We start from the raw sequence: 16,970 nt of genomic DNA on the forward strand, positions 1-16,970 counted from the left end.
TCGCTCGCAAGGCATTCGAAAGGGGCAATGATGCCTAATAAGGTCTATGTCGTCGGCGTTGGGATGACGAAGTTCGAGAAGCCGGGCCGCCGCGAAGGCTGGGACTACCCGCAGATGGCCAAGGAGTCCGGCAGCAAAGCGCTCACGGACGCCGGGATCGACTACACCGAGATCGAACAGGGTTACGTCGGCTACGTCGCGGGCGATTCCACGTCCGGGCAGCGGGCCCTTTACGAACTCGGCATGACGGGCATCCCGATCGTCAACGTCAACAACAACTGCTCCACAGGCTCCACGGCGCTGTTCCTGGGTGCGCAGGCCATTCGCGGCGGACTGGCCGATTGCGTGCTGGCGCTGGGCTTCGAGAAGATGCAGCCTGGGGCCCTGCAGGGTGGCGCCACCGACCGGGAGTCTCCGATGGGCAAGCACGTCAAGGCGTTGGCCGAGATCGACGAATTTGCCTTTCCGGTGGCGCCGTGGATGTTCGGGGCGGCCGGTCGCGAGCACATGAAGAAATACGGCACCACCGCGGAGCATTTCGCGAAGATCGGGCTCAAGAACCACAAACACTCGGTCAACAACCCGTACGCGCAGTTCCAGGACGAGTACACCCTCGACGACATCCTGGCCGCGAAGATGATCTCCGACCCCCTCACCAAACTGCAGTGCTCGCCCACCTCCGACGGCTCGGCCGCGGTGGTGCTCGCCAGTGAGGACTACGTAGCCAACCACAACCTGGCCGGGCAGGCGGTGGAGATCGTCGGGCAGGCGATGACCACCGACTTCGCCTCCACGTTCGACGGCAGTGCCCGCAACATCATCGGATACGACATGAATGTGCAAGCCGCCCAACGAGTTTACGAACAGTCCGGGCTCGGCCCCGAGGACTTCCAAGTGATCGAGCTGCATGATTGCTTCTCCGCCAACGAGTTGCTGCTTTACGAGGCGCTGGGCCTGTGCGGGGAGGGCGAGGCGCCCAAGCTGATCGACGAGAACCAGACCACCTACGGCGGACGCTGGGTGGTGAACCCGTCCGGTGGTCTGATCTCCAAGGGACACCCGCTGGGCGCCACCGGTTTGGCGCAATGCTCCGAACTGACCTGGCAGCTGCGCGGTGCCGCCGACAAGCGCCAGGTCGACAACGTCACCGCGGCGCTGCAACACAACATCGGACTCGGTGGGGCCGCCGTCGTCACCGCCTACCAGCGCGCCGAACGCTGATGATCGAGTGGTCCGAAACCGACCTGATGGTGCGCGACACCGTGCGCCAGTTCATCGACAAAGAAATTCGGCCGTATCTGGACGAATTGGAAACTGGTGCACTGTCGCCATATCCGATCATGCGCAAGCTGTTCAGCCAGTTCGGTCTGGACGTGCTGATCGGCGAACAGGTCAAGACGATGCTGGACCGCGAGCGTGCCGAGCTAGCCGGGCAGACATCGGTCGAAAAGCTGGAAAACGCAAGCGGTTTCGGCATGGGTTCCCAAGCTTCGATGGCCGCGGTGCTGGTGTCCGAACTCGCCGGAGTCAGCATCGGGTTGCTGAGCACGGTCGCCGTCAGCCTCGGGCTGGGGGCGGCGACCATCATGAGCCGCGGCACGCTGGCCCAGAAGGAGCGCTGGCTGCCCCAGCTGGTGACGCTGGAAAAGATTGCGGCGTGGGCGATCACGGAGCCGGACTCCGGCTCGGATGCGTTCGGCGGCATGAAAACCTATGTCAGACGAGACGGTGCGGACTATATCCTCAACGGGCAGAAGACCTTCATCACCAATGGGCCCTACGCCGACCTGCTGGTGGTCTACGCCAAACTCGATGACGGAGACCCAACGGTGGACCGCCGCAACCGGCCGGTGCTCGTCTTCGTGCTCGATGCGGGCATGCCGGGTTTGACGCAGGGCAAGCCGTTCAAGAAGATGGGCATGATGTCGTCGCCGACCGGTGAATTGTTCTTCGACAACGTGCGGCTGACCCCGGACCGCCTGCTGGGCGAGGACGAACGGCACTCCGAGGGCGACGGCCGCGACAGCGCCCGCGGCAATTTCGCCGTCGAACGTCTCGGGGTGGCCTTGATGGCGTTGGGCATCATCAACGAATGTCACCGGCTATGTGTGGATTACGCAAAGTCGCGAACGTTGTGGGGCCGCAATATCGGGCAGTTCCAACTGATCCAGCTCAAGCTGGCCAAAATGGAAATCGCCCGGATCAACGTGCAGAACATGGTCTTTCAGACCATCGAGCGGCTCAAGGCCGGCAAGGAACCGACGTTGGCCGAGGCTTCGGCGATCAAGCTGTACTCCTCGGAGGCCGCTACCGACGTCGCAATGGAGGCCGTTCAATTGTTCGGCGGCAATGGCTATATGGCCGAGTACCGGGTCGAGCAGCTCGCGCGCGACGCAAAGTCGTTGATGATCTACGCCGGCAGCAACGAGGTACAGGTCACTCATATCGCTAAGGGGCTGTTGGCCGATCCAGCTTCGCGAGCGTAACGCCACTGCGAAAAACGTGGCGAGATTTCGCAGCCACGTTACGCTCGCGGCACCGTAACCGGGTTAGGCGACGACCCAGATCGCCCGCGCCGCCGGGCTGCCCAAGTCGACGGTCTCCGCGGCCCCGTTGTCGGATTCGATCGCAACCGAGATCATGCCGGCGAACTCGCGGCGCGCCAGGACCCGGAAGCGTGAGTCCAGGTTGATTCCGACGGTGTCGAAATACCGCAGCATTTCCGGGTCGGCATCGGAAATGCGGGCCACGGTCCCGGTGTCGCCGTCGGTGCAGGCCCACAGCTGACGCGCCGGCGGTGTCGGCACCTGCCCGTCGGAGGCCGGGATCGGGTCGCCGTGCGGATCACGTTGCGGGAACCCCAGCTTGGCGTCGATCCGGGCGATCAGACGATCGGAGACCGCGTGCTCGAGCACCTCGGCCTCGTCGTGCACCTCATCCCAGCCGTAGCCGAGTTCGTTGACCAGGAAGGTCTCCAACAGCCGATGCCGGCGCACCATCGCCAGCGCCGCTTGCCGTCCGGAGTCGGTCAACGTCACCGCCCCATACTTCTCGTGGTCAACCAAGCCCTGCTCGGCGAGTTTGCGGATGGACTCCGAGGCGGTACTGGCGGACACCCCGATCTTCTCGGCCAGCATCTTGGTGCTGACTTTGTCCCGCGACCATTCCTGTGCGGTCCAAATGACCTTGAGGTAGTCCTGGGCAACCGGGGTAAGACCGCCCCGCTCTTCGTCAGCCCTCACAAACAGAAAGTTTAGGCAACGCGGGTCCGGCACGCCGCACCGCGCCGTAGGCTTGCGGACGTGCAGCGGTGGCGTGGTCAGGACGAGATTCCTACCGACTGGGGCAGATGCGTGCTCACGGTTGGGGTCTTCGATGGCGTGCACCGCGGACATGCGGAGCTGATCGCCCACGCGGTCAAAGCCAGCCGCGCGCGAGACGTGCCGTCCGTGCTGATGACGTTCGACCCGCATCCAATGGAAGTGGTCTATCCCGGCAGTCATCCGGCGCAGTTGACCACGCTCACCCGCCGTGCCGAGCTGGTCGAAGAGCTGGGTATCGACGTGTTTCTGGTGATGCCGTTCACCACCGATTTCATGAAGCTCACGCCGGAGCGCTACATCCACGAGCTGCTGGTGGAGCACCTGCACGTGGTGGAGGTCGTGGTGGGTGCGAACTTCACCTTCGGCAAGAAGGCGGCGGGCAACGTCGATACCCTGCGCCAGGCCGGCGAACGGTTCGGGTTCGCGGTCGAGGGGATGTCGTTGGTGTCCGAGCACCACAGCAACGAGACCGTGACGTTCTCTTCCACCTACATCCGGTCGTGCGTGGACGCGGGCGACGTGATGGCCGCCACCGAAGCACTGGGCCGCCCGCATCGCGTCGAAGGCGTTGTGATCCGCGGTTATGGGCGAGGAGCCGAGTTGGGTTATCCCACCGCGAATGTGGCGCCGCCGATGTACTCGGCCATTCCTGCCGACGGCGTGTATGCGGCCTGGTTCACCGTGCTGGGGCACGCGCCGGTGCCCGGCACTATCGTCCCGGGTGAGCGCTACCAGGCCGCGGTGTCCGTCGGCACCAATCCAACCTTCTCCGGGCGCACCCGCACGGTCGAGGCGTTCGTGCTGGACAGCAACGCCGACCTATACGGCCAGCATGTGGCCCTGGATTTCGTGGCGCGTATCCGCGGGCAGAGAAAGTTCGACTCGGTCCGCGATCTGGTCACAGCGATCGGCACCGACATCGACCGGACCCGCGCCCTGCTGGCGTGATGTGTCTGACAAAGCGATGCGCTGCTAGACTGCCCGACGACATCGGCGCGTGCTGCGGTTCGCGGTGGCCGTGCCGTGAAATCTGATCGCGGACCAATTGATGGAGATGTTTCGTGGCGCTGACTGCCGAGCAGAAAAAGGAGATTCTGAACTCCTACGGCCTGCATGAGACCGACACCGGATCCCCGGAGGCGCAGATTGCGCTGCTGACCAAGCGGATCGCCGACCTAACCGAGCACCTCAAGGTGCACAAGCACGACCATCACTCACGGCGCGGGTTGCTGCTGCTGGTTGGGCGCCGCAAGCGGTTGGTCAAATACCTCACGCAGGTAGATGTGGAGCGGTACCGCTCGCTCATTGAGCGGCTGGGCCTGCGTCGCTGACCATCGGCGCGATGCGCGCCCTACTGCTGGCCATGGTTATGGCCTTCGTGGGATTGACCGGGTGCTCGACGGCGACCAACAGCACCAATGTCGTCGATTTCAAGGTGGGGGAATGTCTCAAGCTGGGTGGCACGCCGGACCGGCCGAAGGCCACCAAGGCGACGTGTGGTAGCCGGGCCTCGAACTTCAAGGTCGTCGCCGCGTTCCAGGGAACAGGCGACCGCGCACAATGCCCGACCGACGTCGACTCGTCCTATTCGATGCACAACGCGGTCAGCGGTGTCAACAACACGGTTTGCTTGGACATCGATTGGGTGATCGGCGGTTGCATGAGCGTCGACCCGCACCACACCACCGACCCGTTCCGGGTGGACTGCAACGACGGATCGGTGCCGCATCGACAGCGGGCCACCCAGATCCTGACCGACCTCGATCCTCCCGTCACCGTCGACCAGTGCGCCAGCGGCCTGGGCTATACCTACACCCAGCGGCGGTTCGTGGTGTGCGTCGAGAACGTCTCCGGCTAGTTCTCGCAAAACGGTGACGTAGCCCGTGTAGAGTGGGGACGTCCTGGGCCGGATCGGTCCAGCAAATGGTGCGGTGCGCGCAGATCCGCGCGTGGCGTTCCAGCGAGTCACTATGCACGTTCAAGGGTGCAGCCCAGCCTGTATCGGGCGGTCCTCGGTAGTGGCTGCCGGGCTCCCCGGATCCGGGTTAGGTCGGCCGCTTCGATCGATGGCCGTAGCCGCATTCAGGTTCGCTCGTAGGGAAGCTCTGGGTTTTCGAGTGACGATGCGAAACAGCCAAATAACCCAGAGAGGCGGCACGGACACCCATGTCTGCAGCTGAAATTGAAGAAGGCGTATTCGAATCGACCGCCACCATCGACAACGGGAGCTTCGGCACCCGCGTCGTCCGTTTCGAGACCGGCCGGTTGGCGTTGCAGGCGGCCGGTGCGGTGGTCGCCTACCTCGACGAAGAAAATATGCTGCTGTCGGCAACCACCGCCAGCAAGAGCCCCAAGGAACACTTCGACTTCTTCCCGCTGACGGTCGATGTCGAGGAGCGGATGTACGCCGCCGGCCGCATCCCCGGGTCGTTCTTCCGTCGTGAAGGCCGGCCGTCCACGGACGCGATCCTGACCTGCCGGCTCATCGACCGCCCGCTGCGCCCGTCGTTCGTTGACGGCCTGCGCAACGAGATCCAGATCGTGGTGACGATTCTGAGCCTGGACCCCAACGACCTCTATGACGTGCTGGCGATCAATGCCGCGTCGGCGTCCACCCAGCTGGGCGGGCTGCCGTTCTCCGGCCCCATCGGGGGTGTGCGGGTCGCGCTCATCGACGGCACCTGGGTTGCTTTCCCCACGGTCGAGCAAATCGAGCGCGCCGTGTTCGACATGGTGGTGGCGGGCCGGATTGTCGGCGATGCCGACAAAAAAGACGTCGCCATCATGATGGTTGAGGCCGAGGCCACCGAAAACGTCATCGAGCTCGTCGAAGGCGGTGCCCAGGCACCGACGGAAACCGTGGTGGCCCAGGGCCTCGAAGCGGCCAAGCCGTTCATCGCCGCGCTCTGCACCGCGCAGCAGGAGCTCGCGGACGCCGCCGCCAGGCCGGCCGGTGAGTACCCGACGTTCCCCGACTACGGCGAAGACGTGTACTACTCGGTCGCCTCGGTGGCCACCGACGAGCTAAGCGCCGCCCTGACCATCGGCGGCAAGGCCGAACGCGAACAGCGCACCGACGAGATCAAGACACAGGTTGTCGAGAGGCTCGCCGACAGCTACGAGGGTCGTGAGAAGGAGATCGGCGCCGCGTTCCGCTCGTTGACCAAGAAGCTGGTTCGGCAGCGCATCCTCACCGACCATTTCCGCATCGACGGCCGCGGCATCACCGACATCCGCGCATTGTCGGCCGAGGTCGCCGTAGTCCCACGCGCCCACGGCAGCGCGCTGTTCGAGCGCGGCGAAACCCAGATCCTCGGCGTGACCACCCTCGACATGGTGAAGATGGCCCAGCAGATCGACTCGCTCGGGCCGGAAACGTCGAAGCGGTACATGCACCACTACAACTTCCCGCCCTTCTCCACCGGAGAAACCGGCCGCGTCGGTTCGCCCAAGCGGCGTGAGATCGGCCACGGGGCGCTGGCCGAGCGGGCTCTGGTGCCGGTGCTGCCCAGCATCGAGGACTTCCCCTACGCGATCCGCCAGGTATCGGAGGCCCTGGGCTCCAACGGCTCGACATCGATGGGATCGGTGTGCGCGTCCACGTTGGCCCTGCTCAACGCCGGCGTGCCGATCAAGGCGCCGGTGGCCGGCATCGCAATGGGCCTGGTATCTGACGACGTCGAAACTGACGGTGGGACCGAGCGTCGCTTTGTGACCCTGACCGACATCCTGGGCGCCGAAGACGCGTTCGGCGACATGGACTTCAAGTGCGCCGGCACCAAGGACTTCGTCACCGCGTTGCAACTGGACACCAAGCTCGACGGGATCCCCTCAAAGGTGCTAGCCGGTGCTCTCGAACAAGCCCGAGATGCTCGACTGACCATCCTGGACGTCATGGCCGAGGCCATCGACTCACCCGACGAGATCAGCCCGTACGCGCCGCGGGTGACCACCATCAAGGTTCCGGTGGACAAGATCGGTGAGGTCATTGGACCCAAGGGCAAGGTCATCAACGCGATCACCGAAGAGACCGGCGCGCAAATCTCGATCGAAGACGACGGCACCGTGTTCGTCGGCGCCACCGACGGGCCGTCAGCGCAGGCCGCGATCGACAGGATCAACGCCATCGCCAACCCGCAGCTGCCTACGGTAGGGGAGCGGTTCCTCGGAACGGTAGTCAAGACAACCGATTTCGGCGCGTTCGTGTCATTGCTGCCCGGGCGCGACGGTCTGGTGCATATCTCCAAGCTCGGCAAGGGCAAGCGCATCGCAAAGGTCGAGGACGTCGTCAACGTTGGTGACAAGCTCCGGGTAGAGATCGCCGACATCGACAAGCGCGGCAAGATCTCGCTGGTCCTCGTGGATGACGAAGAGAACGCGGCTCCCGCAGCACCAGCCGATGCCGCGACGGTCAGCAGCTGACCCAGGGGCTGCTCCGGCAGTGCGTCGCACCACACTGCCCGGCGGCCTGCGGGTAGTCACCGAATACCTCCCAGCGGTGCGCTCGGCGTCAGTCGGTGTCTGGGTTGGGGTGGGATCGCGCGACGAGGGCGCCACGGTAGCCGGGGCCGCGCATTTCCTCGAACATTTGCTGTTCAAGTCCACGCCAACCCGCACTGCCGTGGACATCGCGCAAGCGATGGACGCCGTAGGCGGGGAGCTGAACGCATTCACCGCCAAGGAACACACCTGCTACTACGCCCATGTGCTCGACAGCGACCTCGAGCTGGCTGTCGACCTGGTTGCCGACGTGGTGCTCAACGGTCGCTGCGCCGTCGACGATGTCGAGCTGGAACGTGACGTTGTCCTTGAAGAGATTGCGATGCGCGACGACGACCCCGAGGACGCGCTCGCGGACATGTTCTTGACGGCGTTGTTTGGTGATCACCCGGTGGGCCGTCCGGTGATCGGCAGCGCGCAATCGGTGGCGGCGATGACACGAGCCCAATTGCACTCGTTTCACATGCGGCGCTACACACCGGAGCGGATGGTCGTGGCGGTGGCCGGCAATGTCGACCACGACGAGGTGGTCGCGTTGGTGCGCGAGCATTTCGGGCCCCGTTTGGTCCGCGGGCGCAAGCCCGCGGCACCGCGAAAGGGATCCGGACGGGTGAACGGCTATCCCGGGTTGACGGTAGGTAATCGGGACGCCGAGCAGACCCATGTATCGATGGGTGTCCGCACGCCCGGGCGCGGCTGGGAGCATCGCTGGGCGCTGTCGGTGCTGCATACCGCGCTGGGTGGCGGCCTGAGCTCGCGCTTGTTTCAAGAGGTCCGCGAGTCCCGCGGACTGGCCTACTCGGTCTACTCGGCGCTGGACATCTTCGCTGACAGCGGGGCACTCTCGATTTATGCCGCTTGCCTGCCCGAACGTTTCGCTGATGTCATGCGGGTTACCAGCGAGGTGTTGGAATCGGTGGCACGCGACGGCATAACCGAGGCGGAATGCCGGATTGCCAAGGGATCGCTACGGGGTGGGCTGGTGCTCGGGTTAGAGGATTCCAGCTCCCGGATGAGCCGGCTGGGCCGCAGCGAGTTGAACTATGGCGCGCACCGCACTATCGAGCACACCTTGCGGCAAATTGAGCGGGTTACCGTCGAGGAGGTCAACGCGGTGGCCAGCCGCCTGCTGAGCAAGCGGTACGGTGCCGCTGTCCTCGGTCCCTACAGCTCGAAACGTTCACTGCCGCAACAACTTCGAGCGATGGTAAGTTAAGCCGATGGTACTGGGCTTCTGGGATATCGCGGTGCCCATCGTCGGTGCCCCGATGGCTGGCGGCCCAAGCACCCCCGCGCTGGCTGCGGCGGTGTCGAACGCCGGCGGCCTGGGCTTCGTCGCCGGCGGCTACGTAACTGCGGAGCAGTTCGCCAAAGATATCGCCGCCGCGCGCGCCGCGACCACGGGCCCCATCGGAGCCAATCTGTTTGTGCCTCAACCCAGCGTCGCCGATTGGGTGCAGCTCGAGTACTACGCGGAAGAACTCGAAGAGGTCGCCGAGTTCTACCGTGTCGAGGTGGGCCATCCAACCCACGGTGACGACGATGAGTGGGAACGCAAGCTCGAAGTGGTGGCCGATGTGCGCCCGGAGGTGGTGTCCTTCACCTTCGGGGCACCACCGCCGGATGTCATTCGCCGGTTGAGCGCGCTGGGACTGTTGGTGTCGATCACCGTGACATCGGCCTACGAGGCCGGGGTGGCCATTGCGGCCGGCGCCGACAGCTTGGTGGTTCAAGGCCCGGCGGCGGGCGGGCACCGCGGCACCTTCGCGCCCGACATGGAGCCCGGCGAGGAGTCGCTGCACCAGCTGCTCGACCGCATCGGCAGCACGCACGACGTTCCGCTGATCGCGGCCGGCGGCCTGGGCACCGCGGAGGCCGTCGCCGCCGTGCTGCGCAGGGGTGCGGTGGCCGCGCAGGTTGGTACCGCACTGCTGCTTGCCGACGAAGCGGGCACCAACTTGCCCCACCGTCAAGCCTTGAAGAATCCCGAATTCGACTCCACCCTGGTTACCCGTGCCTTCTCCGGCCGGTATGCGCGCGGTCTAGCCAACAACTTCACTCGCCTGCTCGACCATGTGGCGCCGCTGGGCTATCCCGAGGTCAACCAGATGACGAAGCCGATACGGGCGGCGGCGATCCAGGCCGAGGACCCGCACGGAACCAACCTCTGGGCGGGAACCGCCTACCGCGAGGCCCGCCCCGGGCCGGCTGCCGACATCGTCGCGTCACTGACTCCCGACCCGCGTGCGCTGTAGCGCCTGCAGTTTCCCGTCGAAAGTGGTTGTCAGGCCAGCACGCACGCCGGGTCGGTGAACGGCAAGCCCAGGTCGGCGGCCACTCGTTCGGACAGCACCGCGCCTGCATGCGTTGAAAGGCCGCTAGCTAACGCGGGATCGGACCGGCAGGCCGCTTGCCAGCCTTGATCGGCGAGCTTGAGCACGTACGGCATCGTCGCGTTGGTCAGCGCAAAGGTCGATGTCTTGGGCACTGCGCTGGGCATATTCGCCACACAGTAGAAGAGGGTGTCGTGCACGGCGAATGTTGGGTCATCGTGCGTGGTAGGCCGCGAATCCTCGAAGCAACCGCCCTGGTCGATCGAGATATCCACCAGTACAGCACCTGGTTTCATTTGTGCGACAAGCGAATTCGGGATCAGCTTGGGAGCTTTGGCGCCGGGCACCAGGACGGCTCCGATCACCAGGTCGGCACGTTTGACGGCACCTTCGAGCTCGTACGCTGACGAGTAGCGGGTGCTGATGCGGCCGCCGAACTCCGCATCAAGTAGCCGAAGTTTGTTGATGTTGACGTCGAGAACCCGGACGGAGGACCCCATGCCGCTGGCGACCCGGGCAGCGTTGTAGCCCGCCGTGCCGCCGCCGATCACCACGACGTCGGCGGGCTTGACGCCGGGCACCCCGCCCATGAGGACACCGCGCCCACCGTGGGTCCGCATTAGGTGGTAGGCCCCGACCTGAGCGGAGAGCCGACCGGCAACCTCGCTCATCGGGGCCAGCAATGGCAATGCGCCGTCGTCGGTCTGGACGGTCTCGTAGGCGATTGACGTTGCGCCGGAAGCCAATAGCGCATCGGTGCAGGGTCGTGAAGCGGCCAGATGCAGGTAGGTGAATAGCGTCTGCCCGGCGTGCAAATAGCCGTACTCGGGCGGCATAGGTTCCTTGACCTTGAGCACCAGGTCGGCCTCGGACCACACCTGTTGGGCGGTACTGGCCAGTTGGGCGCCCGCCGCCTTGAACTTCGCATCGGTGATCGCCGAGCCTTCTCCCGCGCCGGCCTGGATCACCACCTCATGGCCGCGATGGGTCAACGCGGCGACGCCTGCCGGGGTGATGGCCACCCGGAACTCGTTGTTTTTGGTCTCGGTAGGAACGCCAATGTGCATGACCTCAAGTGTGAAGAACATTCGAAAATCTTGCAAACTAGGTGATGATCATTTCGATATAGTTGGGTATGCCTGATAATTCAACGGAAGCAACGGGGCGCTCCAGCGGCTCGCCGAAGGATGTTCGGCAGGTTGAGCTTGATGACGTGGATCGCACCATCTTGAGCGTGCTGCACGGCGATGCCCGGATCACCAACAACGCGCTCGCGCAGTCGGTCGGGATCGCGCCGTCAACGTGTCATGGCCGGGTCAAGCGGTTGGTCGACCTCGGTGTGATTCGCGGGTTCTACACCGACATCGACCCGGTCGCGGTGGGGTTGCGGCTGCAGGCGATGATTGCGGTCAATCTGCAGTCCAGCGCTCGCGGCAAGATTCGCAGCTTCATTCAGCAGATCCGGCGTAGGCGCCAGGTGATGGACGTGTATTTCCTCGCCGGTGCAAACGATTTCATCCTGCATGTGGCGGCCCGCGACACCGAGGACCTGCGTTCGTTTGTGGTCGACAATCTCAACGCTGACGCCGACGTCGCAGGCACTCAGACATCGCTGATTTTCGAGCATCTGCGCGGGGCCGCACCCATCTAAGTGCTGGCTATGATCAGCCAATGACCGAGCTTTCTGGGCCGTCTGTGACGGCAACGGTGCAGATCGACGCCAGTCCCGATTTCGTGTACGGGTTGATCACCGACCTGCCGACACTGGCAACGCTGGCCGAGGAGGCGGTGGCGATGGAGTTGCGCAAGGGTGACGCCGTTGCTCCGGGGGCCGTGTTCGTTGGCCATAACGAGAGCGGCAAGCGGCGCTGGACCACCAGGTGCACCGTCACCGACGCCGAGCCGGGTCGCGTCTTCGCGTTCGATGTGCGCCACACCGTCGTCCCGATCTCCCGCTGGCAATACGACATCACCGCGGCCGACGGCGGTTGCCGGGTCACCGAAAGCACGTGGGACCGGCGGCCCGGCTGGCTTCGCAAGGTTGCCAAGCTCGCCACCGGCGTCCCCGATCGCGCCGCCGCCAACGCCGAGCACATTCGGCTGACGTTGCAGCGCCTCAAGCAACGCGCCGAAACCGGATAGCGATTCCCGCAGGAGGCAAGGGGGCCCCGATGAGCACCGTCGACGACCGAGCGGTTGGTCCGCACTCGAACGAATCCAGCGCCGCCGACCACGAGCGTCTTGTCCTCGAGGCCCGTGATGTCGAGTTCGACTGGGCGAACCTGCCGTTTCACTATGTGCCCAACGAGCCGTTGGCCACCCACGTGCTCAACGTCTTGCACCTGCTGCTGCCAGCGGGCGAGGAGTTCTTTGTCGAGGTGTTCAAGAAGACGCTGCCGTTGATCAAGGATGATCAACTGCGCCTAGACGTGCAGGGATTCATCGGCCAGGAGGCAATGCATTCCCAGGCGCACTCGGGAGTGCTCGCCCATTTCGATGCCCAGGGTATCGACGTGACGCCGTTCACCGACCAGGCAAAGTGGCTCTTCGACAAACTGCTGGGGGAAAGGCCGCGGTGGAGCCTGCGACGGCAACACAGCTGGTTGCTTGAGCAGGTTTCGTTCATCGCCGCCATCGAGCACTACACCGCCGTGTTGGGCGAGTGGATCCTTAATTCCCCGCAGCTCGATGTGGTTGGCGCCGACCCGGTGATGCTGGACATGCTCCGGTGGCATGGAGCAGAAGAAGTCGAGCACAAGGCGGTGGCCTTCGACACCATGAAACATCTGCGCGCCGGGTACTGGCGCCAAGTACGCACTCAGTTGGCGGTCTCGCCGGTGATGTTGCTGTTGTGGATTCGCGGAGTGCGGTTCATGTACTCAGTGGATCCCTACCTGCCGCCGGGGGCCAAGCCGCGCTGGCGGGATTACTTCCGCGCAGCACGTCGGGGTCTCGTCCCCGGGCCGCTGCGATTGGCGCGGGTTGTCGGCGACTACTACAAGCCGGGCTTTCACCCGTCACAGCTGGGTGGGCTGGGATTGGCCGTCGACTACCTTGCCGTCTCACCGGCCGCCCGCGCTTCGCACTGACCTATGGATTGCGCTGTGCCGGACAGCATTTGGACGAGTAGGCCCGCGGACCTGTATGGCCGCCGCGAGCGGGACCGCTTCGCCACCGCATTGTGGGGTATCCGTGTGTTGTTCGGAGGCTTCGCCTCTGCCTCGCGGTGGAGGCCGTCACGGGTGGCGCCGGTGCGGCGGACGCACCGCGCCACGGTCATCGAACGCAACTTGGTGGCGCCGGACGTGGTGGCGCTGAGGTTGGCCGATCCAGACGGCGGACTGCTCCCTTCCTGGACGCCCGGCGGGCACATTGACGTGCAGCTGCCCTCGGGCCGGCGCCGGCAGTACTCGCTGTGCGGTGCGCCGGGCCGGCGCACCGACTACCGCATCGCCATCCGCCGCATTGACGACGGCGGCGGCGGCTCGAGAGAGATGCATGAGGCCTACGACGTAGGGGACACTCTCGCGTTCGAGGGACCGCGCAATGCGTTCTATCTGGGAGACGAGCAGGATGTGCTGTTCGTGATTGGCGGCATCGGGATCACGCCGGTGCTGCCGATGATCCAGGTGGCTGCGCAGCGCGGAATCGATTGGCGCGCAATCTATGCCGGCCGCAGCCGCGAATACATGCCGTTGCTGGACGAGCTGATTTCGGTAGCGCCCGATCGGGTCACGATATGGGCCGACGACGAGCATGGCCGGTTCGCCAGCATCGACGAGCTGCTGGCCGGTGCCGGGCCGGCGACTGCCGTTTATGTGTGCGGGCCGACGGCCATGCTGGAGGCGGTCCGGTTGGCCCGCGACAAACACGCCGGCGCGCCACTGCACTACGAGCGGTTCAGTCCGCCGCCGGTAAACGACGGCATTCCGTTCGAGCTGGAACTCGCGCGGTCGGGGCACGTTCTCAGGATTCCGGCGAACCGGTCGGCGCTTGGCGTCATGCTGGACCGGGATCCAACGACCGCCTACTCGTGCCAGCAGGGGTTCTGCGGGACGTGCAAGGTCAAAGTGCTTGCCGGGCAAGTCGATCGCCGTGGCCGCACCGTGGAGGGCGATGACGAGATGCTGGTCTGTGTGTCGCGGGCGAAGAGCGGCCGGGTGGTCATCGACGCTTAAGCCGGTAACCCACGTGGGGCACGCTCACACCGGGTAGTGGCTTCCAGGTGTAGGTTCTGCCGTCGAGCTCGAAGTGTTTCTTCTCGTAGAAGCTGCGCGCCTTGTGGTTCTTCTCCGCGCACCACAGGATCACGTCGTCCGACGGGTTCGAGTGCAGGGCTTTGTTGAGCAATCGGCCTCCGATGCCGTGCCGTTGGCTTTCCTCTGCGATGTACAGGGCATCGACTTGCACGTCACTTGGATTTGTGGTGTCCGGTCCGTACATGGTCATACCCAATGTGTGGCCGCGGCACTCGGCAATCCACATCTTCCAGCCGCGGCGGCTCAGCGTTTGCGGGTAGAACTCGGTGGCCCACCGATTCGGCTGAGCGAGCATGTCGAGTAGATGCGCCGCCAGGATTCCGGACCAGGACTGCCGCCAAACCGGGTAGTGCATCGCGACGACCTTTGGGAAATCGATCGGTTTGGCTTCACGGATCCGGATGTCGCGGGACTTCACATGGGCAAGCCTATGGGCCCGCCCGATCCTCGTCGTTGAAAAGGCGTTCCGGGTGGTGGTAGTCGTTGGTGCGCACTCCGCGGTCCAAGTGCGGGGGCGGTATCCACTTGGTGCGTTGCTCAGCAGTGCCGCTATCGAACTCATATTCGAATTGTATTGCGGTGGGATCCGACATCAACCACGAGCAAGACGCGTGCTGTGGATGAACGGCCCACTGTGGATATCTGCGACCGGGCTAGGCTTCCCCCATGCGGGTAGGCGTGCTGGGGGCCAAAGGCAAAGTGGGATCAACGATGGTGGCGGCGGTGCAGGCCGCCGCGGATCTGACCCTGTCCGCCGAGGTGGATGCCGGTGATCCGCTGAGCTTGCTCACCGATGGAGGCACTGAAGTTGTCATCGACTTCACCCACCCGGACGTGGTGATGGGCAATCTGGAGTTTTTGATAGTCAACGGAATTCATGCCGTGGTCGGCACCACTGGCTTCACCGCCGAACGTCTAGGCCAGCTGGAATCATGGCTCGCCGGCAACCCAAAGACCTCAGTGCTGATCGCGCCGAACTTCGCCATCGGCGCGGTGCTGTCCATGCATTTCGCCAAGCAGGCCGCTCCGTTCTTCGACTCGGCAGAGGTCATCGAGCTACATCACCCATACAAGGCAGACGCCCCCTCGGGCACGGCTGCGCGCACCGCAAGACTGATCGCTGACGCGCGAAAAGGATTGCCACCCAATCCCGATGCCACCAGCACCAGCCTGCCTGGGGCCCGCGGCGCCGACGTCGACGGCATCCCGGTGCACGCCGTGCGGCTGGCCGGGCTGGTCGCCCACCAGGAGGTGCTCTTCGGGACCGAGGGGGAGACGCTGACCATCCGCCACGACAGCCTGGACCGAACCTCCTTTGTGCCAGGTGTGCTGTTGGCCGTCCGCCGCATCCGCGAACGCCCCGGCCTGACCGTAGGTCTCGAGGCATTGCTCAACTTGCAATGACGACGACCGTGCGCATCCAGTTGCTAATCGCCTTCATGTGCGTCGCGCTGCTGGCGTACTTTGTGATGCTCGGTCGCCTCGCCGTCGCGATGATCGGCTCGGGCCGGGTCGCCGCCGTCGGGCTGGGGTTGGCGCTGCTGATCATGCCCTTCATCGGGTTGTGGGCCATGATCGCGACTCTGCGCGCCGGATTCGCGCACCAGAGGCTGGCGCGTCTCATCGCCGAAGACGGGATGGAACTCGATACCAGCGCGCTGCCGCGACGCCCGTCGGGGCGAATTCAGCAAGACGCTGCCGACTCGCTGTTCGACACGGTGCGCACCGAGTTGGAAGGTGACCCCGCCAACTGGCGTCGTTGGTACCGGTTGGCGCGAGCATACGACTACGCGGGGGACCGGCGCCGCGCGCGGGAAGCTATGAAGACCGCCCTCGAGCTATATGGGCGCTGCAGGCCCGCCAATGAGTAAGACGCTGCTCATTGTCCACCACACCCCGTCGCCGCACTGCCAGGAGATGTTCGAGGCGGTCGTGGCCGGGGCGACCGACCCCGAGATCGAGGGCGTGGAGGTCGTTCGGCGAGCGGCGCTGACGGTCTCGCCGGTCGAGATGCTGGAGGTCGACGGCTATGTGTTGGGCACCCCGGCGAACCTCGGATACATCAGCGGTGCCATGAAGCACGCGTTCGACTGCGCCTACTATCAGCTGCTCGACTCGACCCGTGGTCGACCGTTCGGCGTCTACCTCCACGGCAACGAGGGCACCGAGGGAGCCGAGCGCGCCATCGACGGCATCACCGCTGGGCTCGGCTGGGTGAGGGTTGCGGAGACGGTCGTGGCCATGGGCAAGCCGACCAAGGCCGACGTCGAGGCGTGCTGGAACCTCGGTGCGACGGTCGCAGCTCAGCTGATGGGGGGGTGATCGCTGGGTGAAAATTATGAAGACTAAATGAATCACCACGTCGACACGGTCTAGTCCTGGACCACGCCGCGGGCCGCCCCTACCGTCTGTGGGTGCACGGCAACAACGATGCGGTCGGCGCCATGGTTTCCAGGCTGGCGACAGGGTTGTCGCTGGGTAGGCTGCCCACGTGTTCGAGGTCGTCGGCGCCATCGACGCCACGGCGCGCGATTGCGCCCATGAGCTGGAAGCCC

At 64.9% G+C, this 16,970-nt stretch carries 19 protein-coding genes; 15 read left to right on the forward strand and 4 right to left on the reverse strand.

The features are described 5' to 3' along the window. The first annotated feature begins 27 nt into the window (after nucleotides 1-27). Nucleotides 28-1,221: a lipid-transfer protein gene (locus AADZ78_RS09065; RefSeq protein ID WP_139828475.1), complete on the forward strand. Its 1,194-nt coding sequence runs from the start codon at nucleotides 28-30 to the stop codon at nucleotides 1,219-1,221. Continuing rightward, entirely contained in the window at nucleotides 1,221-2,486 is a 1,266-nt protein-coding gene (locus AADZ78_RS09070; protein WP_085248562.1) for an acyl-CoA dehydrogenase family protein, read from the forward strand. The genes AADZ78_RS09065 and AADZ78_RS09070 overlap by 1 nt, the downstream gene beginning before the upstream one ends. A 63-nt stretch (nucleotides 2,487-2,549) precedes the next feature. On the opposite strand, the gene mntR is transcribed toward AADZ78_RS09070, so the two are convergent. Further along, the gene (gene mntR, locus AADZ78_RS09075; RefSeq protein ID WP_085248564.1) at nucleotides 2,550-3,242 is read right to left on the reverse strand and encodes a manganese-binding transcriptional regulator MntR; all 693 of its coding nucleotides are present in this window, start codon (nucleotides 3,240-3,242) and stop codon (nucleotides 2,550-2,552) included. Nucleotides 3,243-3,302: 60 nt separating this feature from the next. Between mntR and AADZ78_RS09080 the strand changes: the two genes are divergently transcribed. The 6 genes from AADZ78_RS09080 (at nucleotide 3,303) to AADZ78_RS09105 (ending at nucleotide 10,078) form a co-directional block, all read left to right on the forward strand. Then, nucleotides 3,303-4,271, forward strand: coding sequence for a bifunctional riboflavin kinase/FAD synthetase (locus tag AADZ78_RS09080; protein WP_085248566.1), 969 nt, complete (start codon nucleotides 3,303-3,305; stop codon nucleotides 4,269-4,271). Nucleotides 4,272-4,384: 113 nt separating this feature from the next. Beyond that, nucleotides 4,385-4,654, forward strand: a complete 270-nt coding sequence (gene rpsO / locus AADZ78_RS09085) for a 30S ribosomal protein S15 (protein ID WP_065161293.1) — start codon at nucleotides 4,385-4,387, stop codon at nucleotides 4,652-4,654. Between the two features lie 11 nt (nucleotides 4,655-4,665). Further along, nucleotides 4,666-5,181: an LppU family putative lipoprotein gene (gene lppU / locus AADZ78_RS09090; RefSeq protein WP_085248568.1), complete on the forward strand. Its 516-nt coding sequence runs from the start codon at nucleotides 4,666-4,668 to the stop codon at nucleotides 5,179-5,181. 308 nt (nucleotides 5,182-5,489) lie between these two features. Then, nucleotides 5,490-7,745: a polyribonucleotide nucleotidyltransferase gene (locus tag AADZ78_RS09095; RefSeq protein ID WP_085248570.1), complete on the forward strand. Its 2,256-nt coding sequence runs from the start codon at nucleotides 5,490-5,492 to the stop codon at nucleotides 7,743-7,745. Further along, on the forward strand, nucleotides 7,723-9,039 hold the full coding sequence (locus AADZ78_RS09100; protein ID WP_085248880.1) for a M16 family metallopeptidase: 1,317 nt from the start codon (nucleotides 7,723-7,725) through the stop codon (nucleotides 9,037-9,039). Before AADZ78_RS09095 ends, AADZ78_RS09100 begins: the two co-directional genes overlap by 23 nt. A 4-nt stretch (nucleotides 9,040-9,043) precedes the next feature. Beyond that, a complete protein-coding gene (locus tag AADZ78_RS09105; protein ID WP_085248572.1) occupies nucleotides 9,044-10,078 on the forward strand; it encodes a nitronate monooxygenase in 1,035 nt (344 codons plus the stop codon). Nucleotides 10,079-10,107: 29 nt separating this feature from the next. Here the strand turns inward: AADZ78_RS09105 and ald are convergent, their stop codons facing one another. Continuing rightward, nucleotides 10,108-11,223, reverse strand: coding sequence for an alanine dehydrogenase (ald, locus tag AADZ78_RS09110; RefSeq protein WP_085248881.1), 1,116 nt, complete (start codon nucleotides 11,221-11,223; stop codon nucleotides 10,108-10,110). A 68-nt stretch (nucleotides 11,224-11,291) separates the two neighbouring features. Here ald and AADZ78_RS09115 point away from each other — a divergent pair, with 68 nt between their 5' ends. From AADZ78_RS09115 to AADZ78_RS09130, 4 genes are read left to right on the forward strand one after another with little or no spacing between them, the layout of a single operon-like run. After that, a complete protein-coding gene (locus tag AADZ78_RS09115; protein ID WP_085248573.1) occupies nucleotides 11,292-11,807 on the forward strand; it encodes an Lrp/AsnC family transcriptional regulator in 516 nt (171 codons plus the stop codon). Between the two features lie 20 nt (nucleotides 11,808-11,827). After that, on the forward strand, nucleotides 11,828-12,298 hold the full coding sequence (locus AADZ78_RS09120) for an SRPBCC family protein (protein WP_085248575.1): 471 nt from the start codon (nucleotides 11,828-11,830) through the stop codon (nucleotides 12,296-12,298). A gap of 29 nt (nucleotides 12,299-12,327) precedes the next feature. Continuing rightward, entirely contained in the window at nucleotides 12,328-13,245 is a 918-nt protein-coding gene (locus AADZ78_RS09125; protein WP_085248577.1) for a metal-dependent hydrolase, read from the forward strand. Nucleotides 13,246-13,248: 3 nt separating this feature from the next. Then, nucleotides 13,249-14,334 carry a PDR/VanB family oxidoreductase gene (locus AADZ78_RS09130; protein WP_085248579.1) on the forward strand — a complete coding sequence of 362 codons (1,086 nt, stop codon included), beginning with the start codon at nucleotides 13,249-13,251 and terminating at the stop codon, nucleotides 14,332-14,334. On the opposite strand, the gene AADZ78_RS09135 is transcribed toward AADZ78_RS09130, so the two are convergent. Beyond that, nucleotides 14,321-14,833: a GNAT family N-acetyltransferase gene (locus tag AADZ78_RS09135; protein WP_239656766.1), complete on the reverse strand. Its 513-nt coding sequence runs from the start codon at nucleotides 14,831-14,833 to the stop codon at nucleotides 14,321-14,323. The genes AADZ78_RS09130 and AADZ78_RS09135 overlap by 14 nt on opposite strands. A gap of 10 nt (nucleotides 14,834-14,843) precedes the next feature. After that, entirely contained in the window at nucleotides 14,844-15,008 is a 165-nt protein-coding gene (locus AADZ78_RS09140; protein WP_169726202.1) for a hypothetical protein, read from the reverse strand. Nucleotides 15,009-15,081: 73 nt separating this feature from the next. Between AADZ78_RS09140 and dapB the strand changes: the two genes are divergently transcribed. Genes dapB through AADZ78_RS09155 form a run of 3 tightly spaced genes read left to right on the forward strand, consistent with a single transcriptional unit; the run spans nucleotide 15,082 to nucleotide 16,737 of the window. Continuing rightward, complete coding sequence (gene dapB / locus AADZ78_RS09145) at nucleotides 15,082-15,819, forward strand: 4-hydroxy-tetrahydrodipicolinate reductase (protein ID WP_085248581.1); 738 nt, start codon at nucleotides 15,082-15,084, stop codon at nucleotides 15,817-15,819. Beyond that, nucleotides 15,816-16,286 (forward strand): tetratricopeptide repeat protein, encoded by a 471-nt coding sequence (locus tag AADZ78_RS09150; protein ID WP_085248582.1) that lies wholly within the window; start codon nucleotides 15,816-15,818, stop codon nucleotides 16,284-16,286. Before dapB ends, AADZ78_RS09150 begins: the two co-directional genes overlap by 4 nt. Beyond that, nucleotides 16,279-16,737, forward strand: a complete 459-nt coding sequence (locus tag AADZ78_RS09155; protein WP_085248584.1) for a flavodoxin family protein — start codon at nucleotides 16,279-16,281, stop codon at nucleotides 16,735-16,737. Before AADZ78_RS09150 ends, AADZ78_RS09155 begins: the two co-directional genes overlap by 8 nt. Nucleotides 16,738-16,970: the final 233 nt, after the last annotated feature.

This window comes from Mycobacterium riyadhense, from assembly GCF_963853645.1.
Lineage (GTDB): Bacteria > Actinomycetota > Actinomycetes > Mycobacteriales > Mycobacteriaceae > Mycobacterium > Mycobacterium riyadhense.